27 protein-coding genes and 1 pseudogene are annotated in these 20857 nt (G+C 59.7%); 16 read left to right on the forward strand and 12 right to left on the reverse strand.

Annotation, left to right across the window (positions count from 1 at the left end; all coding sequences use genetic code 11):
* Positions 1-970: 970 nt before the first annotated feature.
* The 3 genes from AC0QTX_RS25185 to AC0QTX_RS25195 form a co-directional block, all read right to left on the reverse strand.
* Positions 971-1279 carry a LuxR C-terminal-related transcriptional regulator gene (locus AC0QTX_RS25185; protein ID WP_474606548.1) on the reverse strand — a complete coding sequence of 103 codons (309 nt, stop codon included), beginning with the start codon at positions 1277-1279 and terminating at the stop codon, positions 971-973.
* A 210-nt stretch (positions 1280-1489) separates the two neighbouring features.
* Positions 1490-1723: a DUF6894 family protein gene (locus AC0QTX_RS25190; RefSeq protein WP_474606549.1), complete on the reverse strand. Its 234-nt coding sequence runs from the start codon at positions 1721-1723 to the stop codon at positions 1490-1492.
* Between the two features lie 400 nt (positions 1724-2123).
* Complete coding sequence (locus tag AC0QTX_RS25195; RefSeq protein WP_474606550.1) at positions 2124-2279, reverse strand: DUF1127 domain-containing protein; 156 nt, start codon at positions 2277-2279, stop codon at positions 2124-2126.
* Between the two features lie 504 nt (positions 2280-2783).
* Here AC0QTX_RS25195 and AC0QTX_RS25200 point away from each other — a divergent pair.
* From AC0QTX_RS25200 to AC0QTX_RS25210, 3 genes are all read left to right on the forward strand, one after another.
* Entirely contained in the window at positions 2784-3032 is a 249-nt protein-coding gene (locus AC0QTX_RS25200) for a hypothetical protein (protein ID WP_474606551.1), read from the forward strand.
* A 2-nt stretch (positions 3033-3034) separates the two neighbouring features.
* Entirely contained in the window at positions 3035-3313 is a 279-nt protein-coding gene (locus AC0QTX_RS25205; protein WP_474606552.1) for a hypothetical protein, read from the forward strand.
* 181 nt (positions 3314-3494) lie between these two features.
* Complete coding sequence (locus tag AC0QTX_RS25210) at positions 3495-3863, forward strand: hypothetical protein (RefSeq protein ID WP_474606553.1); 369 nt, start codon at positions 3495-3497, stop codon at positions 3861-3863.
* A 180-nt stretch (positions 3864-4043) separates the two neighbouring features.
* On the opposite strand, the gene AC0QTX_RS25215 is transcribed toward AC0QTX_RS25210, so the two are convergent.
* The gene (locus AC0QTX_RS25215; protein WP_474606554.1) at positions 4044-4295 is read right to left on the reverse strand and encodes a ParB N-terminal domain-containing protein; all 252 of its coding nucleotides are present in this window, start codon (positions 4293-4295) and stop codon (positions 4044-4046) included.
* 156 nt (positions 4296-4451) lie between these two features.
* Between AC0QTX_RS25215 and AC0QTX_RS25220 the strand changes: the two genes are divergently transcribed.
* Positions 4452-4670, forward strand: a complete 219-nt coding sequence (locus AC0QTX_RS25220; RefSeq protein ID WP_474606555.1) for a hypothetical protein — start codon at positions 4452-4454, stop codon at positions 4668-4670.
* 993 nt (positions 4671-5663) lie between these two features.
* Here the strand turns inward: AC0QTX_RS25220 and AC0QTX_RS25225 are convergent.
* Both AC0QTX_RS25225 and AC0QTX_RS25230 read right to left on the reverse strand, forming a co-directional pair.
* Complete coding sequence (locus tag AC0QTX_RS25225) at positions 5664-5813, reverse strand: DUF1127 domain-containing protein (protein WP_474606556.1); 150 nt, start codon at positions 5811-5813, stop codon at positions 5664-5666.
* Positions 5814-6373: 560 nt separating this feature from the next.
* Entirely contained in the window at positions 6374-6592 is a 219-nt protein-coding gene (locus AC0QTX_RS25230) for a hypothetical protein (protein WP_474606557.1), read from the reverse strand.
* 82 nt (positions 6593-6674) lie between these two features.
* Here AC0QTX_RS25230 and AC0QTX_RS25235 point away from each other — a divergent pair, with 82 nt between their 5' ends.
* The gene (locus AC0QTX_RS25235) at positions 6675-6953 is read left to right on the forward strand and encodes a hypothetical protein (RefSeq protein ID WP_474606558.1); all 279 of its coding nucleotides are present in this window, start codon (positions 6675-6677) and stop codon (positions 6951-6953) included.
* Between the two features lie 254 nt (positions 6954-7207).
* Here the strand turns inward: AC0QTX_RS25235 and AC0QTX_RS25240 are convergent, their stop codons facing one another.
* A complete protein-coding gene (locus tag AC0QTX_RS25240; protein WP_474606559.1) occupies positions 7208-7360 on the reverse strand; it encodes a hypothetical protein in 153 nt (50 codons plus the stop codon).
* Between the two features lie 767 nt (positions 7361-8127).
* Here AC0QTX_RS25240 and AC0QTX_RS25245 point away from each other — a divergent pair.
* Positions 8128-9054 (forward strand): amidoligase family protein, encoded by a 927-nt coding sequence (locus AC0QTX_RS25245; RefSeq protein ID WP_474606573.1) that lies wholly within the window; start codon positions 8128-8130, stop codon positions 9052-9054.
* A 180-nt stretch (positions 9055-9234) separates the two neighbouring features.
* Complete coding sequence (locus AC0QTX_RS25250) at positions 9235-9603, forward strand: hypothetical protein (RefSeq protein WP_474606560.1); 369 nt, start codon at positions 9235-9237, stop codon at positions 9601-9603.
* Positions 9604-9843: 240 nt separating this feature from the next.
* On the opposite strand, the gene AC0QTX_RS25255 is transcribed toward AC0QTX_RS25250, so the two are convergent.
* Positions 9844-9972 carry a hypothetical protein gene (locus AC0QTX_RS25255; protein WP_474606561.1) on the reverse strand — a complete coding sequence of 43 codons (129 nt, stop codon included), beginning with the start codon at positions 9970-9972 and terminating at the stop codon, positions 9844-9846.
* 112 nt (positions 9973-10084) lie between these two features.
* On the opposite strand from AC0QTX_RS25255, the gene AC0QTX_RS25260 reads away from it, so the two are divergent.
* A complete protein-coding gene (locus AC0QTX_RS25260; RefSeq protein WP_474606562.1) occupies positions 10085-10378 on the forward strand; it encodes a hypothetical protein in 294 nt (97 codons plus the stop codon).
* A 199-nt stretch (positions 10379-10577) separates the two neighbouring features.
* On the opposite strand, the gene AC0QTX_RS25265 is transcribed toward AC0QTX_RS25260, so the two are convergent.
* On the reverse strand, positions 10578-10973 hold the full coding sequence (locus tag AC0QTX_RS25265) for a carboxymuconolactone decarboxylase family protein (RefSeq protein ID WP_474606563.1): 396 nt from the start codon (positions 10971-10973) through the stop codon (positions 10578-10580).
* Positions 10974-11154: 181 nt separating this feature from the next.
* On the opposite strand from AC0QTX_RS25265, the gene AC0QTX_RS25270 reads away from it, so the two are divergent.
* Together AC0QTX_RS25270 and AC0QTX_RS25275 are read left to right on the forward strand one after the other, a co-directional pair.
* The gene (locus AC0QTX_RS25270; RefSeq protein ID WP_474606564.1) at positions 11155-11946 is read left to right on the forward strand and encodes a cyclase family protein; all 792 of its coding nucleotides are present in this window, start codon (positions 11155-11157) and stop codon (positions 11944-11946) included.
* A 332-nt stretch (positions 11947-12278) separates the two neighbouring features.
* The gene (locus AC0QTX_RS25275) at positions 12279-12503 is read left to right on the forward strand and encodes a 4a-hydroxytetrahydrobiopterin dehydratase (RefSeq protein WP_474606574.1); all 225 of its coding nucleotides are present in this window, start codon (positions 12279-12281) and stop codon (positions 12501-12503) included.
* 89 nt (positions 12504-12592) lie between these two features.
* On the opposite strand, the gene AC0QTX_RS25280 is transcribed toward AC0QTX_RS25275, so the two are convergent.
* A complete protein-coding gene (locus tag AC0QTX_RS25280) occupies positions 12593-12748 on the reverse strand; it encodes a hypothetical protein (RefSeq protein ID WP_474606565.1) in 156 nt (51 codons plus the stop codon).
* A 525-nt stretch (positions 12749-13273) separates the two neighbouring features.
* Between AC0QTX_RS25280 and minD the strand changes: the two genes are divergently transcribed.
* The 4 genes and pseudogenes from minD to AC0QTX_RS25300 all read left to right on the forward strand — a co-directional run.
* Positions 13274-14137, forward strand: coding sequence for a septum site-determining protein MinD (gene minD / locus AC0QTX_RS25285; RefSeq protein ID WP_474606566.1), 864 nt, complete (start codon positions 13274-13276; stop codon positions 14135-14137).
* A gap of 681 nt (positions 14138-14818) precedes the next feature.
* On the forward strand, positions 14819-14941 hold the full coding sequence (locus AC0QTX_RS25290; RefSeq protein ID WP_474606567.1) for a hypothetical protein: 123 nt from the start codon (positions 14819-14821) through the stop codon (positions 14939-14941).
* Between the two features lie 921 nt (positions 14942-15862).
* Positions 15863-16561, forward strand: coding sequence for a hypothetical protein (locus AC0QTX_RS25295; protein WP_474606568.1), 699 nt, complete (start codon positions 15863-15865; stop codon positions 16559-16561).
* Positions 16562-16637: 76 nt separating this feature from the next.
* Positions 16638-16829, forward strand: a pseudogene (locus tag AC0QTX_RS25300) (WGR domain-containing protein); the annotation flags it as partial.
* Between the two features lie 89 nt (positions 16830-16918).
* On the opposite strand, the gene AC0QTX_RS25305 reads toward AC0QTX_RS25300, so the two are convergent.
* Together AC0QTX_RS25305 and AC0QTX_RS25310 are read right to left on the reverse strand one after the other, a co-directional pair.
* On the reverse strand, positions 16919-17260 hold the full coding sequence (locus tag AC0QTX_RS25305) for a hypothetical protein (RefSeq protein WP_474606569.1): 342 nt from the start codon (positions 17258-17260) through the stop codon (positions 16919-16921).
* 442 nt (positions 17261-17702) lie between these two features.
* Positions 17703-18218, reverse strand: a complete 516-nt coding sequence (locus AC0QTX_RS25310) for a 3'-5' exonuclease (RefSeq protein WP_474606570.1) — start codon at positions 18216-18218, stop codon at positions 17703-17705.
* A gap of 190 nt (positions 18219-18408) precedes the next feature.
* Between AC0QTX_RS25310 and AC0QTX_RS25315 the strand changes: the two genes are divergently transcribed.
* Complete coding sequence (locus AC0QTX_RS25315) at positions 18409-18624, forward strand: hypothetical protein (protein ID WP_474606571.1); 216 nt, start codon at positions 18409-18411, stop codon at positions 18622-18624.
* A gap of 524 nt (positions 18625-19148) precedes the next feature.
* A partial coding sequence (locus AC0QTX_RS25320; RefSeq protein ID WP_474606572.1) for a DNA translocase FtsK occupies positions 19149-20857 on the forward strand: 1709 nt, incomplete at its 3' end.

The raw sequence follows: 20857 nt of genomic DNA on the forward strand, positions 1-20857 counted from the left end.
GCATGCCCCAGCCTTGCATGTACACGGCTCAAAGGGAATCCTCAATCGGACTCTTCTGTCAGGCGGAAACCACTAGCCTGTCCTTCAGATGCGAGTAGATGTCATGGGCTTCCGCAGGCGGCTCGAAACTGATGAGGACGATAGCTGCACAGAGATCCAGCTTGAGAGACATGGCCGCTCCCCATTGGACTGGCGGCGCTCGTCAGAGCGTCAGCACAACGCTACTCGATCTATTCTACTCCTGACCGGGAACCCCGTCGCCCGCCAGCCTAGGAAGGCCACGCAATTTCGCAGATTGTCAGTATGGAACAGACGCGGGTTGGGCTTGTTGCTGAAGCTGAGGCAGATCGGAAGCCCAACATGAAACCCATCCTTGTGTTCCTCGCTATTGCGGGTTTGGCGACTGGCGCCATGGCTCAGTCGGGACCCACAACCCTGAACATGACCTGTGCCCAGGCCAGAGGGATTGTGGCTTCTCAAGGCGCAGTCGTGCTGCGCACTGGACCGACGACCTACGACCGTTATGTTCGGGCCTCAAGCTTCTGCGCCCTTGGAGAAACAGTGCATCCTGCCTGGATTAGAACGGCTGATGCCGCCCAATGTCCTGTCGGAGGAGTTTGCCGGTCGGTCGACCTCGAGAACGGGCGATAACAGAGGCCGAGTAATTTCGCATAAGCCGCAGTATGCAACGCGATTGGAAGTTTCCGGACCGTATTCCGATCAGCTTGTGGAATACAGCGCAAAATATTCAGCGGAAACATCTTTTGCGAGAATCTCGGCGGCTCCATGAACACTCACGAATGCCTGACGCCGCACTGGGCAACAGAAAGACCTTCCCGCCCGCCGTTGCCTGTGGGTGAGGAGGCCTCCCGGTCCTGAAGCTAGTTCCTGAAGGCTGGATGGGTACAGCCTTCTCTATGTCACTGCATCCGCTGAAAACGGTTTCAGCGCCGCCTACGGAAAAGCCCCGTTAGGCGATGAAGGGACTAACTATCTCCGATGGAAACTCGGAGGGGCGAAGATCAATCCTTTTGGAGCGGCCAGTCTGGCCGCGGGAGCCCATAGCCTTTCGCAAGATCGACTTGATGTGTTCCTTCACAGCAGCCTGATCCGTCCCAACACCTGCCGCAATGTCGCCGGTCTGCTTGCCTGCTGCAATCAGGAGAAGAATTTGGGCCTCCGGCTCTGACAGCCCCTGGCTCCGAGTTTGGTTCAGGTTGGTCGCCAGTCGTGTCTCGTCCGCGTGTAAATGCCTAATTGGAGTGTCCAGTTTAGCCATCGCATCCCCCAGCCGGAGGGATTAACCCCTCGTTAACATTTGTCTCCTGTGCAGCGACAACGTGCTATTGCGCTTCGGTGGTAGAGAAGCCTCCCCCGCTGCTCTTTGGAGAGCAGGGCATAACGAGGATCGGTCAGACGGGAGTGAGAGGGGTCACCGCCATCCGAAAGACATCGCTTCCGGCCGGTCTGAGCTCTTCAGCCTTACAGCTCAATTCAAGGCATTTGCCAGGGGCACTTTGTGCAACAGAGTTCCCTCTGAACAGACGATTTCCAGCTGCCACAGGCCCCAGTCCCCAATGCCGTGGCCATACTCCCGTCGCAGCTCAGTGACGAACCGCCAGGCTTGTGACTTGGCCTCACTGAGGTTTGCTGCCTCCGCACCCGTGTCATCCGAGATCGTGGCATCACGGCTCACAAGATGGAAATAGTACCGCGTTGGCATTGCTCTGGTCCCATATCCTCCCAGAGGGAAGGGTGATCTCGCTTAGGGAAGTTGAGCACACAGCGTGAGAGCCGTGATGGCGGCTGTGGTTGCGACTGCCAACAAACTGGCGTTGACAGAGTCGAGTTCGCCCCGTCGAGGGTTGAGGATCCACTTAAACCAGGTTCAGCCTATAAATCGCGCTAACATAAGTTAGCACCTACATGGACCGCCTGGCTGTGACGTCAACCTTGGCCCAGGAGATTTGCGCCTCGTCGAGGAGAGGTTGATCCTTTGGCCGAGTGATCGCGTCACATCGTGCGGGCAGTGCGCGTTCTTAAGGCCAATCGCCTCAGGCGCCCTATGAACGCAAATGCCCGCCAGAAGGCGGGCGAGGGCGAATTCTGCTGTGCAGATGATTTTAGGCAGCAGCGGTCTGGCGAGCGATAATGTCGATCTGAGAACGCGAGATGCCGAGGTCGTCGAGCTCGCGGTTCGAAAGCAGCGACAGCTCACGGACGGTTTCGCGATAGCGGAAGTACGCTTGCACCTTAGCGAGGATGTAAGAAACGAACATTGTGAGCTCCTACGGGTCGGCGGCCATTCGGGGATGGCCTGTGTTCTTGTTTTGCAAGGCAGCAGATATGCCTGCGCGATGCACAAAAGAAGAGCAAATGCTGTAGATGAGCCTTGCGTTAAAGGCATGAGTGAGCAAGATATACTCTGAGAGCTTGCTTTGGGAGCATATCTTTTCGCTCGATGCTTGGTAACCTGAAAAGCCAAACGCCTCGGCTGAGGAGATCGGGTTCAGAGACTCTCAGCCGAGGCGCAGGCGGCTTTGTGGAGCCGACACCGCAGGGCAAACCAGGCCCCCCAACCGTGGCTATTTCATGAGGAAAGCCAGAGGCTTCTCTGTCTGCCCACAGTCGCCGCAGGTTAACCGCACAATGTGGAACAGATGAGGTTCGACTCGCGCAGGCTTGCCTCAGCATGCCTGTGCTGAGTAGAGCTTCAGTTCGGAGGCACGGCCAGCTACACATTCTAATATCCTGGTTTCGTTGTCCTCTCCAGAAGGTTCAGAATGGCCTACAAACTCTCCCGGCTTGCTCCAGGCAGCTATGACGTGCTGCTCCATGGGGTGATTATCGCCAGCCTGGTCCGGAGTGGAGAAACTCGCGATGCGGCGTGGACGGCAGAACTCCTGCTCGACTTGCCTCCTGGAGAGAGGCCTGCCCCGTTCACCGAACTCGAGCATACGTTCGGCAGTCTTGAAGAAGCCCAGAGATGGCTCGGAGATGCTGAGATCCGTGGAGCAGGTGGAGAGGATTAGGTATGGCAGAGGTCATTGCGTTCCCCCAGCGTGTGGAGACGAAGACACTCCACTTTGACGAGAAGCATGCCTTTGGTGAAATCGGCGGGCTGATGCTCTCCCTCGTGCAGGAGCAGGACAAGGCTGATGCGCCCTACACGCTCGTGCTGTTCGGCGGGAACGACATGTTCTTCCCGCTGCAGTCGTTTGAGCCAACACCGGAAGGCTTGGAACTCGCCAACATCGCTGGCGAAATCACATTGCGTGCACTGGCAGTCGGTCATGACAAATGGTCGAGATAGTCCCTCGGCCTAGAGGGCAGCGCACAAGGACAAGACGTCGAGCAGGGCTAAAACTCACCCCTAATTCAAGCACCACGCCGAGCTCGCCTTCTCTTGGATGGGCAGAAGTCAGAAAGGCCGATACACAATGACAAACAATCCGGGTAAACAGCCTCCTCTGGCCAAGCACAGGAGAGAAGATTTGGATGAGGCCCGCGAGGCATACCTCTTGGAACACACACCCGGTCTGAAGGAGTACGATGCAGCACAGCACAGAGCTTTCATCCAGATTGAGGAGGATGCCCTGGTCCGCCATCCCGATCCAACATCGGACGACATCGCCGCTGCGGAAGCCGCGGAGGCTGTCCTCCCATCCAGGAAGAGGACGGAGATTCAACTACGACGAAGCTTTGAGTCCCTGGCTGTGCATCTTCCCAAGGACGCCAGGCGCAAACGCAAGAGCTTCATCCAGCGCGGCCAACGCGCGTGGAACAGAGCCAATCCGACACCACTGACATCGGAGCAGGAGCGAACCCTCACGGCAACCTTTATGAAGGCTTATGGGTCGTGATCGCCCATTGGGCTGGTCGCATTGACGGCAGCACACAGGAGTCTGTCGCCACGAGATATCCAGACCCAGCGAGTATGGCCGTTCTCCCGTAGTTGACCAATCACCTCTCGCAGTTCGGGAACTCATCACCTGCACATGCCCGATCGTTTCGATCCAGCCCAGCAGCGCACCAGGCGCAGATTAATGTTTGCGGGCTTGAACCAGGTAAGCGGGGACTGTTGTCTCTCCAAGAGCCTTGCAGGCTTCGAGACGGTGCAGCCCCTCAACCAAGACAAAGCGGGTGCCATCCGGCCGCACAAGAATGGGCGTTTCCTGCCCTTTCGTCAGCATGCTCTCGGACAGAGTTTCAACCTTCTGCGGATCCAGTGTCTGACGCCGCTTCACAGGCACATAGACATCCTGAATTGCAAGCATCTGCCGCTTCAACACCATCCCGACTGCTCCTGTGTCTGTCCTCTCAGGTGAAGCTTACGTGCAGGGATCTGGCTTGCATAGGAACATGCCATCCCAACAGGCGTTCACTGACAGGTCCAGCTTAGCAATTCCCCAGGTCGTATGCGCTGGGCCTCCTCAAGCGGAGACACATCCATGAGCAAACTCACGGCACTACTCGGTTTCATCTTCCTGGCTGTTTCGTCTGCCTGGGCACAGACCCCACCTGCTACTCCCGGCTCTCCACCTGCCGGGGATGCTGCCGCAGGGGGCGGTCTTGCAGACTACTGGTGGATCATCCTGCTGGTCGTCATTGTCGCCGCAGCCATCTGGTACTTTTCCCGCAGTCGCGGCCGCAGCCGCAATCAGTTGTAGGCAAGCCGACCCCAGCGCGGCAGTTCCGGAACGGCTCCAAGGGCGTCAGCGTTGACGAGCAGACGTGTTGATGCTCATGACCGTCTCCGAGAGAGGAACCCGGCCTTGTGCCGGGTTCTTTTTTAACATAGCTGAACTACGCGCTCCAGGGATGCGGCGCCTGAGGCCGGGGGACATGCCAATTGATCTCCATTGATGTTTTGCCGGCACAAACCCGCTGGCCGCGCTCGTCCCGTATCTCAATAACAACATCGCTGGTATCTTCCTTGGTAGCCGGCCTGTTCCGATCTCGGCCGTCGAACGGACGGCCGCCAGCACCGCAGCATCCAGGCTGTCGAAGTAGTGCGCCACGGCGCTCTCCTCTGGGGCAGCATTAAGGCATCATAGGCAGGCCAATTTCCGGATCGTATGCGCCCTGGCTGAGGATGCTGTCTGAAATCCTCAGCTAGGGCATCAGCGGAGGGGAGGCCCTCCCTCAACTCCGAGGCCATCGATCAACGCCCCGAAGTATCTGTTCGGGCTGATACGCCGCGCGCCCGACACACCATGCTGTCCGACCCAGGTAAACAATCAGTAGACATTAACTCGCAGGACATACGTGGCATGGAGCGAAGCGCTTCTTCCGTGTGAGCCAGCAGAAATCGCCAGACCCGGTCAGATGAAGCTATACGACATATCCATCTCGTCTGGCGTCACTCTCCTTTTGGCGACCTAGGTCTCGGGAGACCTGCCGCTGATTGACGAATGTGACACCGGAGCAACCAGCACAATCCACGCTACCGAAACCTGTGTCGCTTGCGAGAGCCAGTTAAGACGGAGTTTGAGAGATGGTTGCTGCCAAAGATTGTTGCAGTGGCGTCATGATCCCGTCACCGAGCCACTTTAGGTCGGCCCTGTGGCCGCTTGGCCCAAGGGACAAGGGTAGGCACGGATGCACTGCCGTCCTTGTCCCTCACCCAATCTCATCGATCATAGCTGCAATCAATTTCCGCCTCAGTGGCTCTGGCGTGCCACCTGCGCGATGTCATGCCTGGCAATGCCGATGTCCGACAACTCACGATCAGACAGAGCATTCAATTGCCGTGCAACTTCACGAGCACGCAACCAACGACGAAGGCCTGACAGAACGACTGACAAAAACATGACGCAATCTCAATAATGGGCCGGCCCAAGCACAAAGGCGCCGAGCACGGGCAGTGAGAAAAAGGGCCACCATTGAGGGTGGCCGAGTTAGGGAGGAAGCCCGCCACAGGGAGGTCGTGGCGGAGGAGGGGTCATCTACAGCGCACGTGGCGCGGGACAAACCCGAAAGTCCTCGCCCCTGCCATGCGCATGGGGCATGGAACGGAACCGGAGTATTTACCCCTTGTTTACGGCTGCCACGCGGATCCCATAGGGACCTTGCTGGAAATTATAGCCGAAGCCTCCAGGCCAAAGCCTGCCTGCATCAGTTCCCCCTCACGATTTTCCAAACTTCAGGCTCATGGCTCATTGGACAGCCAACATCTTCCCGCTGTTGATCAATGCGGCGCTACGAAGAGGATGGGTGACCCTCACTCGGCTTATGAGCTTTTGCAGAGGCTGATTTCTCTAGGCCGATGGGTAAGACTGCCCTCTCTCGAAGAGCCGCGTCTTGGTTCATCATGAGGATGAGGCGAGGCTCCTTCGGCCTCTCTGGCTGTGCGCTTCGCCCGAAGCCCAAGTCACAGTGCGTATAAAGCGCCCAGCGCAAAAACGAGAACCTGCCCGGCATAGATCGCCATGACAATCCGAGCCTCGTCGTCGAACTTGCGGTTCCGCATAGCAATCAACTCCCTGAAAAGGAGCTTGGTTAACTCTGCCGACTTAACAAGTTGCTGCCTTGAAATTCCGAAGAATATTGTCTGTGGATCTTTGTGAGATCCGGGCACTTTCTGGATCATTCACACTTCAGTCACACCCCTGCTTCCAGTTTGCCGCCAGCCGCTCGTTCCAGAGGCCGTTGAACACTTCAGGAGAATCCCTTTGACGCGTATTGCTGTAGGTGCCGTTGCTTTCTTGGCTGCCCTCTTTGTGATGTCCCCCGAACAGGCGAGCGCCCGATTCTCAGCTCATCCTGTGACGGCACCTCACCTGACGGAGAATGTCGCCTGCACCACCCGCCGGGTCAGGACGGTTCGTCCCAATGGCACGGTGGTCTTCCGCAACGTTCAGACCTGCACGCCGGAGTGCCGGATGGTCCGGGAGCGCACCCGCCTTCCGAACGGCAACGTCATCGTCCGTAACGTTCGGCGTTGCCGCTAAAGGTTGGGCGACCCCGTTCAAGTGTGCTCGCGTCTGGTCTGGCACGGACCAGACGCAGCCTCATTGCACCTGGCAGGAACCGGGGAGGGAAGTCGGGCAAAAGAAAAGCGCCCTGATGAGGCGCCGGAGGTCCCGGCGTTCTGGAAGGGGCAACGACGAGCCGGTGAGGATGGCATTTGAACACCGTGCCCCAGGAAAGCCAGTCACGTTGCCGTGACCCCTGGTCTGCCTCCCGTCTCCTGGTGACAGCTCACTCAGACCGGAACGATCGCCAGCACCTCGCCCATGGTGATTTCGGGCTCGCCATTGACGACATCGATCAGGCTGGCCCGGATCCAGGCGAGCGCTTTCTCGTTGGCCGCAATTGCGGCCTCTCTGCTCTCGAACAGGCTCACAGAGCCTCCCATGCCATCGCCGGCATCCAAAGACATAGTAGCCCTGGAACCCGGGGGTTTGCTTGAGCACCTGGCCGATGCCGCTCTCGGCCCGGCGGGCGGCTTCCGCCACGGAACTGACGTGGTTGAATTTGCGGATGACCAGGTACATGACCGTCCCCGCCCTCACCAGGAGCTGTAATCTCAGGCGAGGTTAACACGCCAAGGCTCTGGGAGAAACGACTGGAAGCGCCTAAAGCCCGTGGCACGCCCATGCAGCCCACTCCCATATTGCTAAGCAGCCATTCTGCTTGGCGAAGCTGTGATCTGGAACAGATAGAAGCCGTTGAACCGTACGCCCACCATCGCAGCTCGGGCCTCGAACCCAGCAGGCGCTGGTTCTGCTGCATGGAGAGGCCGTTCAAACGTCCAGTCCTGTGGGACTAGAAAGCTGGGCACGGGGCAGTGCTCGGGCACGGCGCACAGGAGGTCGGGCCGCTGCCTGTTCCGGAACAGGTTATAGGTGCATTCGCGTGCGGATGGGCTGGCACAAACCAGCAGCGGATTGGACATCACGGGAGATCCCCCTGGAAGCTGGCGCTCTTATCAGTTGTTGGTTCAGAGCGGCTGTTGCAAGCCTTACAAGAGGCAGGGGAGATTTTGTATCATCCTCATGGAGTATCTGCCTGGGGAACAATATACCCAGATGAGACCTCCTTCCGCCTGCATCAGCAAATCGTGCGATGAGGCTCCAGATCGTTCATTGGAGTCAGACACCATCGTCCCCATGTCTGGAGATGATGAACGACGCTGGCATAGTCGCTGATGCACTCGGCCCTCCCACCCTAATTGCGGCAGACGGCTCGTTGCGGCGGGTCGGTGTCGAGATCGAGTTCCTGGGCCCGAGCGCTCAGGTTGCGGCTGAGGCCCTTGCGCATGATCTTGGCGGAACCTGTCAGGCGGAAGATCCGCATGCCTTCAGGGTCAGCGGGGTTGGCCTGGGCGACCTGCTGGTTGAAACTGACCTCCGGCACGTCCATCCCAACCGGCACCCGGAGCTCAGTCTGAGACTCGGCTGCCGCATGGCCGCATGGCTCGGCACAGTGGCGTCACCTTTCGTCCCCAGGGAACTCATCACCGCACCCATACCCATGACTCGGCTCCCGGAAATGGACACGGTCATGGCCAGCTTGCGGTCTGCTGGTGCCTACGGTCGTGGGACTGTGTTGTGGGACTCACTGGGGCTCCACTTCAACATCGATCCACCGCGACTCGATGCGGCAACGGTGACGGCCTTTCTCAAAGCTTTCCTGCTGGTCAACGACCGCCTCCGACGGGAGATCGCACGCGGGAGCTTTCGGCGTGCTCTCGTCCTTCCGCCCGACTACCCGCAGGACTACAAGAAACGCGTGCTAGATCCGGACTACTGGCCGGACCTGCCGAACCTGACGGACGACTATCTGGCGGCGAACCCGACCCGGAAACGGGCATTGGATCTTCTTCCGCTCCTGACTCACTTCGATGAGGAGCGGGTGCGCTCTGTTCTGCCGCATGAGAAGATCGGATCCCGGCCGGTGTTTCACTACCGTCTGCCTCATGCCCACCTGAGCGATCCTGCCTGGAGCATCATGCCGGATTGGGAGCGCTGGCTCCTCGTGGAGCGTCTCGCCTCAGATCTGGAAGAGCTCAACGAGGAGCGAACGGTAGCCCTGAGCCCACCTGCTTGAGCGCCATCCGGCTGGCAAAATGTACCCTTACGTTCAAGCACCGTAAGCAGGCGTTTTCTCTTTGTCGGCGATTGCGCTGGGCTCCATCAGTTTTGCAATTAAGGATGTTCACAGAATTGCGTACCGCTCCGCAAAAGGTGCTGCCTACACTTGCCTGAGCCATTCAGAGAGGGTTAGGGCATGAAGAGGTTGGTCACGGTCACCGGTCCTGTCGCCGCCGCCCAGATGGACGGGTACCTCATCGAGGAGCGCCTCCTCGACCAGATTATGATCCAGGTCATCGACAAGGGTGACGGGAACCTGGACATCACCTTCCATGAAAGAGACCAACGCTACCTGTCGCAGTTCTCTGCCGAGCAGCTGGCCGAATGGCTGCAGGAAGCCATGCTCCATGTCGAAGCGGCATGTCCACTCGAGACACGCGATGGAAGATCCGCCTGGATTGCTGACGAGGCGCCACCGAGAGCCAGATCGTCCATCAAGGCCATGCGGCCGGCACGGCAGGACCACGATCTCCCCGCTGGCCTGGAGTTCTTGAGGCGGACCTAATTCGTCTGCGCTTATCTGTATGGACGAACCGAACGGCCCCGCCGTCATTGTCATCGTGGAGGAACTCTGTTCCCCGGTGCGGCCGGCTTGCGGCCCAACAGATGAGAGAATGACAATGGCTCGAACCAAAAAGGATGGTACTTCCCAACCCAGCAGGAGCCGGACAGCGTCGCAGAAGTCTGCGTCGAAATCCGCCTCCCGGTCTGCCACAAAGAAGCAGACTGGCGCTTCCAAGAGGGCTCAACCTAAAGCGATAGCAAGCTCCCGCTCGTCGACAAAGTCCCAGGCCGTTCCCACGAAGGCCCGTTCCTCCGCAGGATCGCGCACGGCAGCACGCTCGATCTCCAGCCCGTCGAGGTCACGTTCCACGACGCAGGCCCGATCCGCGTCCCGCTCACGGTCGCAAGGCAGTCTGCTGAACCCAATGGCGTGGCTCTCGAGCCTTGAGACAATGCTCACCTCCGCGCAGGCACGAGCTGTGATGGCGGAGGCCCTCAGGGCGGTCGCGAACGTGCTGGAGAAGCCGCAGGGCAGCGAGCAGAGCCAAGGCGGCGGAACACAGGAAGGCCGGGAGGCCGTGTCGGCCGCCGGTAGTCTCGGCGCCGAGATCGTCGCTGCTCCACTCGAGGTCGCTGCGGCGGCCATCGGTGCTGCCGGTGAGGTCGTGACCAGCGCCCTTGGCGGATCTCCGGGCGGGGACGGTGGCAGCGGCGCCGGCCGGAAGGGTGGCCGGCGGCCCTCCTCGCGGACGAGCTCATCGGCAGCCGGTGATTAGCCGATCAGATCACCAATCGCGTGGTTATGCATCACGAAGGACGTATAAAAGGCCGCCTCGTTGGAGGCGGCCTTTTCACCGTCGGAAGATCAAAAGGGTTATCAGCCCGCCTCGGCGACGGGCGCCGGTTCGTCTATCGCGCGCATGTAGAGGTCGAGCAAACTGTCGTGCTCGTCGCGCCTGATGGCGCCAACCACTCTCAGAGCTTGAACGCGTCATCGACCTCGACTCCGAGTGCTGTAACCATGCGGTTCGTCTGGGATGCCATCCCAACAACCGCAACCAGCTCGGCATATTCAGCTTCAGTCATGCCCTTGGCGCGAGCCGCCGCCGTATGGGAGTGGATGCAGTAGTTGCAGCCATGAGCGATCGAGACGGCCACATAGAGCATCTCCTTGGTCTTGGCATCGAGCGCTCCTGGTCTCATCACCTGCTTGATGCTCTCCCACGTGCGTTCGAGGGTGACTGGATCATGGGCGAGTGCGCGCCAGAAGTTGTTGATGAACTCGGTTTGCCGGACGGTGCGGATGTCGTCAAAGACAGCACGCGCCTGCGGGGAGAGTTCGTTATCGGTGAGCAGTCTAACAGTGGCCATGTGGAGCTCCGATTCAAAGCCGCAGCCTAACCTGTCGCGCCTGTTTCGCCAGCAGGGTGCTTGTTGACAGGGCTGAGAGCCATAAGGTTGAGTTTCAGTCCCAAGGGCTTGCAGGGCCACCTTCAGCAAGGGAGCTATCGTCATGTGCCAGCATTGCGTGATTGACCAAGTGAAGGAAAGAATGCTCAGCCGTCGCAGCCTCTTCCGAAGTGCAGCCGCTGCGGCAGCCGCAGTGTCGGTTGGAAGCACAGTAATGCCGGCACAGGCGCAGGCACCTACCGTCGCCGTATCATCCGGCGGGGCCCGGGATCTGACACACGAACTCCACCCTGACTTCCCGACCTTCTTTGGCGATCCTCAACTCAAGCTCGTTCCGAAGTTCACCTACAAGGACCACAAGTTCAATTTGAACGAGTGGGTGGTGAACGAGCATACCGGAACCCACATGGATGCGCCGCTGCATTTCTCGCCAGACGGCAAGAGCGTGGCGGAGATCCCCGTTGAAGATCTGGTCGTGCCTCTCGCGATCATCGATATTCGGGAGAAGGCGGCCGCCAATCCCGATGCGCAAGTCACGCCCGACGACATTAAAGCCTGGATTGCTAAGAACGGCCCAATCCCGGACAGGGCTTGTGTCGCGATGAATTCGGGCTGGGACGTTCATGTGGCTGGGCCGAAGTTCCGCAATGCAGACGACAAGAAGGTGATGCACTTTCCTGGCTTCCATGTGGAGGCGGCGAAGATGCTTATTGAGACGACAGCCTCGGGCATTGGGGTGGACACGCTCTCGCTCGATTTTGGCCCCTCGCCCGATTTCGCCACCCACTATGCTTGGCTGCCAAGTGGGCGGTGGGGCCTGGAAGCCTTGGCTAATCTGGGACGCCTGCCGGAGAAGGGCTCGATGCTCGTGGTTGGGGCGCAGAAGATCCGTGGCGGCACCGGCGGCCCTTGCCGGGTGTTCGCCTTCGTCTGATAGGTGATCCTGGGTTTAGATGAGCAATTCGTCGAGAGTGGAAGGTTCTGTTCCACGAAGTGCGGGCGAGTTGATTTCGCCCGTGAAGTTCTTCAGCGAAGAACACGTGTAGAGCGAGCAACGAGCTTTCCTAGCTCAAACCCGCTTCTGAAGGCTGCTGAATAAAGTCATGTGGCGGACGCAATAGAGAGGAGGAATTCATGACGATCGCCGCTATCGTTGAGAAAACCTGCACCCCGTGCCGCGGCGGGATCCCGCCGCTGAGTGCAGAGGAGGTGTTGGCGCTCCATAAACAGATACCAGAATAGGCCATCTGCGATGGTGCGCGCCGTATTGAGCGGACCTATCCGTTCAAGAACTTCGCGCAGGCCTTCGCCTTCGTGCACAAAGTGGCTGAACTCGCAGAAGCCGAGGGGCATCACCCGGATGTCAGCTTCGGCTGGGGCTACGCGACGGTGTCCCTCCAGACCAAGAAGATCAAAGGGCTGCACGAGAACGACTTCATCATGGCCGCGAAGCTGGATGACATGGCCGAGAACATCCCGCTCGGCCCCTAGTCCGAGCCCTATCAAGGCGCTGGATAAGATCTCTCATCTGTTCTGAGCCCCTCAAGCTTCAGAGGTCTGTCCAGTGTGTCCTTCACTTCTCAGCTCTCGCTAAAGCTGGATTTTTCGCCGTCGGCACTGAAATTGCTATCAACCGACAGGGCCATACTGGCTGTGGTGTCGGGCAGCTGGTTGAGGCTATGGGTCAGCTCGTGAATGAGCCAGCGTCTGGCCCGGCGTGCTGAGGATCGTTTCATCACCACCTCCTGGCACGTGCGAAGTTCAGCGGCGGGGTCGGCTCGACGTGTCGATGGTGACGAGACTTCCGGTGATCGGATCGAGAATGGTCATGAGCAGTTCTCTCGTTCAGGCACAGGAGCAACGCCGTGCCTGCAGTTTCGATCAGATGCGATTGGGATTGTGGTTACGAGACAGTTACTGCACGGGATGCCCACATCCCCAAAGCAGACTGAGGCGGTTCATCCGCGCCCCGGCTGCTTTGGAGGTGAGGGCTGATCCGAAACCCAGCGGATCAGCCAGCGCATGGTTGTAGTACCATGGTTAACAGATCGCTAACACGCCTCCACAGTGTTGTCGTGTGAGGGTACTCTCATCTTGTTAACCTATTGGTAGCTATCTTGAGCGCCGAATAGGGCTGCTTGCGAGGGGCACGGCGGTTACTGCTTCAGTTCGTTCCGGTGTCATTCCGTGCTACCCCTCATCTCGCTTGTGCCTGCGTGGGTGCCGTGCCTCCTCACGGTCTCTCTGGAGAAATGCCAGCGATGAAGAAGCCAAGGCCAAAGCATACTAAAGCGAAGACGAAGGCCAGACAGGGCAGGGTGCTCGTGGTGACCTCCGGCAAGGGCGGGGTCGGCAAGACCACCTCCACGGCAGCACTGGGCGCGGCACTGGCGCAGAGCGGCCAGAAGGTGGTTGTGGTCGACTTTGATGTTGGTCTGCGCAATCTCGACTTGGTCATGGGTGCGGAGCGCCGTGTGGTCCTCGATCTGATCGATGTCATTCGGGGCCAAGCCAAGCTCACGCAGGCTCTCATCCGGGACAAGCGCCTCGACACGCTGGCTCTCCTGCCGGCATCGCAGAGCCGGGACAAGGACAGCCTCACCGAAGAGGGAGTTGCGAGTGTCATCGCAGAACTGCGAGCGCAGTTTGACTGGGTGATCTGCGACAGCCCGGCCGGGATCGAGAAGGGAGCGATGCTCGCGATGCGGCATGCGGATGTCGCTGTTGTCGTGGTAAACCCAGAGGTTTCCTCAATTCGCGATGCCGATCGGATGATCGGCATGCTCGATGCCACGACGTTAAGAGCCGAGATCGGGCGATGCGTCGACAAACATCTGCTTCTCACCCGTTACGATCCCGTTCGTGCCCGGCGCGGTGAGATCATGAAGGTGGAAGACGTGCTGGAGATCTTGTCGATTCCGCTGCTGGGCATCATCCCAGAGAGCGGAGAGGTTCTGCTGAGCTCAAATGTCGGAGCGCCAGTGACCCTGGGCAGCCCTGGCAGTGCGCCCGCTCAAGCCTACCTAGACGCCGCCCGGCGGCTGAGGGGGGAGGGTATCGTCATCGTCACTCCGAGCAACAAGCCTCGTCTGCTGCACAGGCTGTTCACCCGACGAGCTGCATAGACCTGCTCGACCGTCTTGCAAGATTTACGTCAAAAGCAGTGGTGCAGAATATGGTCTGAGGCGAACTCACGAAGAATTTCGATGATCAACCTCAAGAATACTCGATCTTGACGCCACATCAGCAAGTTCTTAGATCATCATCTTTCATGTTCACAATCAGCATATACGATGAAGCATAACCCAAAGCCTTTCTCGGTTGAGATCAAGAAGTCCCGCGTTCAAGGAACGCGTAGCCACCTCCCGCCAAGACGTTTATATGCGACAACCCCAGCTGAGGCCGCAAAAGTCTTCCAGAAGGAAGAGCCTCAAGTGGCGCCTGAGCTATCTGCCGCCCCTCGCATTCTGCCGAGCATCGTTGAGCCTGTATGGAGCGGTTCAGAGCCCGTTGAGACTGCCCGCCGCAAGCGTCTTTCAGTCGAGCCCAACCGAGGGCAGATGGAGTTTAATCTGACTGCAAGCGCCTCTGAAGGCGTAGCAGATGCACCCGCCGAAGCGCCGATGAGTGCCGAGGTTATGCCGCAGACGGACCGTGCTCTGGATGATTCAGAGGACACGGGAGGTATATATCCCGTTCAGCCCGCACAAGGTGAGGGTGTGAGGGCCAAGTCCCGGAAGCCACGGAAGAAGGGCTCTAGACTTGTAGAGCAGGAGATAACATCCGAGCCAGCGCCGGAGACAGTGATGACCACTTCAGTTGTGTCATCGAAGGCGGCTCAGCACAGGATGACGAAGCGTCTGGCTGCCGCGGCTCAACTCCCGCGCCATGAACGCTGGAAGGTGCGCCTTCATCCCGCTGCCTGGTAAGTTCATTACCCTGTCGGATTTTCAGACTCACCTCGCAACACTGCAGCAACATCCGCCGGCGGTACGCCGCGGTGCCACAGGATGTAGACGGTGCGATAGCGCGGTGGCGCCAGGCCAGCGGCGCGACAGGCAGCAACAGCCTGATCATGCGCCCTACGAATGCTGCCAAACGGTGCCCTGTCGCCCTGCCGCCAAGCCGAGGAGCGACAGCTCAGGATAGCGCGCCAGATGATGACCTGTTTCAGGTGCAGAAACCTGCGACCTTTGCGTGTGGTCTTCGGCCTGGAAGCCGGGCTCGGGACATCCTTCAAGCGTCCTCGCGCCAATGCGAAGCGACGCTGGAGGGCGCGGTGGCGGAGATCATGACCCTCATCATCCGGATTTGCACCGCGCTGTTCGGCATCGCGCAAGGCCGCCCTCAATCGTGCGATCCGCCAGGCCGGAATGGATTCGAAGGGCGCAGTGTTCATCTCTTTCCGCCATTTGGTCGTTGCTCTCCTGCCGTTCAGCGGGGGAGTGACTCCATCTCAGGTTACACCCCGACTGCTGCCGGGATCTTCTCGTCATTGGTGTTGGTCGTGTCGTGAACCCTCGATCTGAACGCGGGCTCCCGATCACAGGTGCCTTGGCGGAGAGCCCGGGCAGCCAGATTGCTTTCTTCGAGCCTCGGAGTGAGGGCTCCTTGCGCCACCATGTCATTCCTCTCGCGAGCATCGTCGCTGGGTCTAATATGCGTAGCGAAGACGCTGACCCTGTGTTTCTCCACAATCGCCGGTGCCTGACACAGCGCAAGATCCGCGAGGAAAGGTCCGGCGCCGGCCGCTGAACGGAAACTATATTGCGCCTTTCTGGGTTGCTTAGTCCTGCCTCCGCCATATACGAATGAGAGCCTTCTTCAACTTCTTTCATTCTCAGGATTTCATGACCATCCGCCGCCGATTTCTCCTCGCTTCGTCCCTGGCCCGCCTCATCCAGCGGGAAAGGAGCGGTCTGCGTCAGATCGAAGGCTTCTTCCCGGAACAGCGGGATCGCACCTCCTGGGTTCGGCTCGAGGAGAACAGGGGTCTGCTGATCCTCCGGACGATGGGTCTGAACGGTGAGACAGAGGAACAAACCGAGGTGCCGGTGGGCCACGCCCATGCGCTGCTCGATGTCTGTGCCGGCGAGGTCGACTACATCCGCACAAGGCTCCGGATCGGTGACCGTGATGCCCTCGTCGACCAGTTCAACCGGCCTCGTGATCTGCACTTCGTGACGGTGGAGTTCGACGGCGAGGCCGAGGGCAGGGAATTCCACCCGCTTGCGTGGTTTGGCCCTGAGATCACAACAGAGGCCCGCTACAGCAATCAGGCGATTGCCCTGAGAGGCGTCGAACAATACCAGGATGCTCCCCTGTCCGATGAGGCGCTCAACAGCCTGCTTGACACCCTGGAGAACCGCTTGCCGGTTCAGCCGAGAGTGCCAGTCAAGCGTCCCGCCGCCAAGCAGCGCGCGGTCAACAAGGCTCTGGCTGGCTCAGCACAAGAAGGTGGCCGGGCCGCCCAGGTCAACCTCGACGACATCGAGGCGGCGATGATGGCCGAGATGGAGCGCACGCTGCAGAAGGGCAGACCCGAGTAAGGTCGGCCGTCGGATGCCTGACGCTCGCTCGCCCATCCGGCACCACCTTGCGCTCTACTAACACGACCCGGAGCAGGGTAGGGCACGGTTCTTCAGCCTGATGATCGAGCGCGACTTGTTCGGTACAATCCGGCTGGTCCGGAACTGGGGCGCCATTGGCTCAAAGGGTCAGGAGAAGGTCGACATCTTCCCAACTGAGGCGGAAGCCGCTCGGGCGCTTGAGGGCTGGGCTGAGACCCAGCGGCAAAAGGGCTACACCGATCTGTGACGTGGTTGGGAGCTCACGAGCCGCAGCAGATCTTCCTATTAGGAGCAGTGGCGGATGGTCGTTGCTTTCGCTGTCTGAGTGGCCCGGCCTCAGTCGATGTCCGCCACGTCCACACACTCGCCGCCCTGAAGATCGTGAAAGCTGACGCGCACTTTGGCGATATGGCCGATCCGCTCGGACGGAGCGCCTAAACCAAGGGACGGGTTCATCTCGCCCCTCATGCATTCGTTGCTCCCAGCCAATCGGAGTTGGACTTGGCGCCGCCGCAGGTGCGCCTCGAACTCATGGATCGCCCGCAGGGTTGTCACATCGACATCGACATCAATGCGACAGACCTGTTTGCCGTCCCCGCCAGAGGCGATCTGCGCCTCTTCCAGCAGGGGAGCAAGCTCTGTAGGCCATTCAACGACAGGGATTTGATGGAGCGGCATGCGGCACCTCACTCAACATTTTGGCCTCGGGTCAGGCCTGATGTGAGTAAAAAAGAAGCCAAGCTCACGGGTTCCACACCTACCCATATCGAGTAACCGCTGACGAACGCACGCTTAGCGGCGTGCGTCCGGGCCTTGCTCGACTGCGCCTCGTCCCTGGATTGTCAGAACGCCATCTGCCACCAATTCCAATCTGACGCGGTCTGTACGCTCCAGAACGACCGACAGGATCCTCGACCGGAGGAAAGCCGGCTTCCGTTCGATTGGGCCAGTCACGATCCTTGGCTCATTGTCATTGGATGGTGCCGGCGGCGTCGGCTGCCTGTCGATCTGTCGCTTGCACATGACATCCCCCTCATCCCGCTGGAGGATTATCAGGCCTGGATTGCTTGAGGATGTCATCGCCTGCTGCGACGACCGCAACATGTGACCGCCGCAACATTCAGGATCGCTCCGCTGGGGCGAGTTTCAGGAACAGGTGGGCTGCCAATAAGGCATCGTTCAGGGCGTCGTGCTCCTGCCGGAGGTGATCCATGCCGATGCCTGCTTGCGCGCAGGCATGGCGGAGCTTGCCCGGCAAGCCCGAGCGCTTTGCCAGAGCCATGGTGCAGAAGAACCGCTCCCGCGGGTACGTCGGTCGTGCCGCGCGCTCGAACTCCCGTTTGAGGGTGTTGTACTCGTAGGCATAGTTGTGTGCGACAATTCTGTCATCGCCAACGAAGTCGATCAAATCATGAATGACGTGCTCGAAGTACGGCTCCTGCTCCAATTCCGTCAAGGAGATTCGATGCACCGCATAACAGAACGGGCTCATGGCTGACCGTGGTTTGACCCTTCGGACAAAAGAGCGAGGAGAGATTGTTGCGCCGATGACCTCAACAGCGGCAATTTCGATGATGTGATCGTAGGATTGAGCAGTTTCGACGTCAATCACGACGTGCCGGGCTATGTGATTCATGGTTCAATATCTTAGGTCATTCTGGATGATCAGGCTTGGAGCAATCCGCCCGACATGTGATTTGCGGGTGATGCTAAGGCAGCGACGGCTCGGGCGCCAGCTTGCGGACGTTCTTGCAAGCCTCACGCAAGCTTAACCTACCATCAAGATCTTCCGCGCACTGTGCCGACTCCACGCAAGGAGACGGCACATGAGCGAATGGCATCAGCGCGATCACAGTCCGATCACCGAGGAGAAGCTCGTCCGGGCAGTTCACATCCTCGCTGACATCGTGGAAACAAACGGTCCAGCTTTTCGCCCGCTGTATCATGACCTGCGGCAGCAGCTGGCCGATCTGCGCCTGCAGCAGCAGGCGGAAGCTGCTGCCAAGGCCAGAGCCGCTCAGGACAGCACCAAGGTTGCCTGAGCCTCAGGAGCGTGAGCATCTCGTACGGGAGCTGATGATCGCGCCCCGGGAAATCCGTAGGGCTTAGAACGACCTCGGGCCTTAGCCAGAGTACGTGCTTAGGTCGACGCTGCAAAGAGGGCTCCCGGTGAACGTGGCCCGGTGCGGTGGGGCGATGGTATGCCGGGTTGCGACCGTCAGTTGGTAAGAGACACGCCGTATGCCGAATTGTCTTCCTCGCTCGGCCAGAACCTACTGATTGGTGCACGGATTTAAGTTCCAGAGCAGTTCTCCCGTGGCTGCTCGAAAGAACTGCTGCATCCATAGTTGGACTGATTGTTCCTGGCACCGAGGCATCAGCTCGTAGTTGACATCAACATTTGCAGCATGGGTTCGGCGGCTTTGTCGTCACCCGTGCGAGCCGGGCAGGTGCCGTCGCAAGTGGTCAGGTCCCCAGTCTAACCGTCTGTTTACGGTTTGCTCTCCAGAGTCACGACGCCGCTGGAATCAGCTTGGCCAATCACCGTTCAATTGCGTCAGAGATCATGCATTCAACCCGTAAGCCACCCTTCGCCCCACCACCTCTTCCTGAAGAGGAGGATGCCCGCGAGAACACCAACGTCGTGCGGTTACCGCAGGGGCAAAGGAACGCCGACGGCGGCCTATCCCAAGACGGTGCCGAGCCGCCGTGGAGACAGGCCTTTGTTCTGGCCGAGGGCGTGAAGGCCACGCGTACCCCGGACAAGGTCATTCGAGCCCGCAACGGCCATGCAGAACTCCCGTCCACGCAGCCGGGGCACCCAGCGCCCGCAGTCAACTCGACGGGTGAGCACATACGCCCCGTAATCGACGAGGAGACCGTTGGGGTATCCGAGCCGGCTGTCAGAAATCAGATCGCACAATTGCGGTCGGCGTTGGCCTGCGAGGATCCGGTTTCTGAACGACTGGCATCACTCGCCGACAGGGAAGCTGCCCTGTCTGGCGCTGGCTGCGGAGAGACGGCTGGTTCCGCGCGGTGGATGATCGAAACGGCGACACGACTTCCATTGTCACAGCAGGAGGCCCTTACCACAGATGAGGCGCCCCAGGAGAAACAACGCCCGGAGGCCCGGCTGGAGCTGGCCGCCCCCTTCAGCTTGATGTCCGCAGCCGTCTCGTTCTCGTGGCAAGGACTGTCATACCGAATGGCTGGCGTCGGTCCAGCAGGGGATCTGGACGCCATGTCCGAGGCCCCTGCCGATGGGCAGATCCTGGAGACCACTGAAGCAATCGCTGAGGTCACCAATGACAGCCAAGCGGATCCGGATGGAGCTTCCGAAGCGGAATCTGGTGTCTCCACTGAAGCGGCACTACCATCCGAGCAGACCCAGGAAACGGCCGTCGAGACCGGGATCGCCGTTGAGGAAGAAGAAGCGGCTCCTGCTGTTCCAGGTGCCAGCGTGTCGGATCCCACCGAGGAGGAGGTCGATCTCGGATACCTCGCTCTCTACGAGGACCTCCTGCCGGCTGTGAGCAAGAAACCGCAGACGGGGAAGGTTGCCCTTCAGCCGCAGCCCGAACCGTTGGTCGACTCTGCCCCTGACCCGGTGCCTGATCAGGTGGCTGACCCAGTTCTGGAGAGGATTGAGGAGGTGCCCTTTCCTGACGCTGTGATAGAGCCGGGCCAGGCAGCGGTGACCCTAATCCAACCGCTTCAGGAAGCCGGCCCGGTCGTGGATCTCCCCAAAATCGCCCCGTCGACCTGGGGGCATCCGATCTCCCGCCCACAAGCGCCTGAGGGTTGGTCGTATCAGAAGCCGGACATCGCATTCCTGGCCGAGCCGCCGGAACGCGTAGGACAAGAGCTGACCGAGGACATCCTGGAGGAGACGGCAGGCCGGTTGGAGAAGGTTATTCGCGACTTCGGCGTGAAGGGCGAAGTCATCCATGTCCATCCAGGCCCGGTGGTCACGCTCTACGAATTCGAGCCCGCACCCGGCATCAAGTCATCTCGCGTCATTGCGCTGTCGGAGGATATCGCGCGCTCAATGAGTGCCGTCTCGGCGCGCGTGGCGGTGATCGCAGGCCGCAATGCTATCGGCATCGAGCTGCCGAACGAAACGCGGGAAACAGTGTACCTGCGCGAACTGCTTGCCTCAGACGATTTCGAGGTCTCGCAGCACAAATTGCCCCTCTGTCTCGGCAAGACCATCGGGGGCGAGCCCGTCATCGCCGATCTCGCCCGCATGCCGCACTTGCTGGTCGCCGGCACCAC

Source organism: Microvirga sp. jy35 (assembly GCF_056148915.1).

Excerpts from the sequence above, each read along its gene's own strand:
- AC0QTX_RS25185 (WP_474606548.1), bottom strand. The coding sequence starts at position 1,279 with ATGGCTAAACTGGACACTCCAATTAGGCATTTACACGCGGACGAGACA.
- AC0QTX_RS25190 (WP_474606549.1), bottom strand. The coding sequence starts at position 1,723 with ATGCCAACGCGGTACTATTTCCATCTTGTGAGCCGTGATGCCACGATC.
- AC0QTX_RS25195 (WP_474606550.1), bottom strand. The coding sequence starts at position 2,279 with ATGTTCGTTTCTTACATCCTCGCTAAGGTGCAAGCGTACTTCCGCTAT.
- AC0QTX_RS25200 (WP_474606551.1), top strand. The coding sequence starts at position 2,784 with ATGGCCTACAAACTCTCCCGGCTTGCTCCAGGCAGCTATGACGTGCTG.
- AC0QTX_RS25205 (WP_474606552.1), top strand. The coding sequence starts at position 3,035 with ATGGCAGAGGTCATTGCGTTCCCCCAGCGTGTGGAGACGAAGACACTC.
- AC0QTX_RS25215 (WP_474606554.1), bottom strand. The coding sequence starts at position 4,295 with ATGGTGTTGAAGCGGCAGATGCTTGCAATTCAGGATGTCTATGTGCCT.
- AC0QTX_RS25220 (WP_474606555.1), top strand. The coding sequence starts at position 4,452 with ATGAGCAAACTCACGGCACTACTCGGTTTCATCTTCCTGGCTGTTTCG.
- AC0QTX_RS25225 (WP_474606556.1), bottom strand. The coding sequence starts at position 5,813 with ATGTTTTTGTCAGTCGTTCTGTCAGGCCTTCGTCGTTGGTTGCGTGCT.
- AC0QTX_RS25230 (WP_474606557.1), bottom strand. The coding sequence starts at position 6,592 with ATGATCCAGAAAGTGCCCGGATCTCACAAAGATCCACAGACAATATTC.
- AC0QTX_RS25240 (WP_474606559.1), bottom strand. The coding sequence starts at position 7,360 with ATGGGAGGCTCTGTGAGCCTGTTCGAGAGCAGAGAGGCCGCAATTGCG.
- AC0QTX_RS25245 (WP_474606573.1), top strand. The coding sequence starts at position 8,128 with ATGAACGACGCTGGCATAGTCGCTGATGCACTCGGCCCTCCCACCCTA.
- AC0QTX_RS25250 (WP_474606560.1), top strand. The coding sequence starts at position 9,235 with ATGAAGAGGTTGGTCACGGTCACCGGTCCTGTCGCCGCCGCCCAGATG.
- AC0QTX_RS25260 (WP_474606562.1), top strand. The coding sequence starts at position 10,085 with ATGGCGGAGGCCCTCAGGGCGGTCGCGAACGTGCTGGAGAAGCCGCAG.
- AC0QTX_RS25265 (WP_474606563.1), bottom strand. The coding sequence starts at position 10,973 with ATGGCCACTGTTAGACTGCTCACCGATAACGAACTCTCCCCGCAGGCG.
- AC0QTX_RS25270 (WP_474606564.1), top strand. The coding sequence starts at position 11,155 with ATGCTCAGCCGTCGCAGCCTCTTCCGAAGTGCAGCCGCTGCGGCAGCC.
- AC0QTX_RS25280 (WP_474606565.1), bottom strand. The coding sequence starts at position 12,748 with ATGAAACGATCCTCAGCACGCCGGGCCAGACGCTGGCTCATTCACGAG.
- minD (WP_474606566.1), top strand. The coding sequence starts at position 13,274 with ATGAAGAAGCCAAGGCCAAAGCATACTAAAGCGAAGACGAAGGCCAGA.
- AC0QTX_RS25290 (WP_474606567.1), top strand. The coding sequence starts at position 14,819 with ATGACCACTTCAGTTGTGTCATCGAAGGCGGCTCAGCACAGGATGACG.
- AC0QTX_RS25295 (WP_474606568.1), top strand. The coding sequence starts at position 15,863 with ATGACCATCCGCCGCCGATTTCTCCTCGCTTCGTCCCTGGCCCGCCTC.
- AC0QTX_RS25305 (WP_474606569.1), bottom strand. The coding sequence starts at position 17,260 with ATGCCGCTCCATCAAATCCCTGTCGTTGAATGGCCTACAGAGCTTGCT.
- AC0QTX_RS25310 (WP_474606570.1), bottom strand. The coding sequence starts at position 18,218 with ATGAATCACATAGCCCGGCACGTCGTGATTGACGTCGAAACTGCTCAA.
- AC0QTX_RS25315 (WP_474606571.1), top strand. The coding sequence starts at position 18,409 with ATGAGCGAATGGCATCAGCGCGATCACAGTCCGATCACCGAGGAGAAG.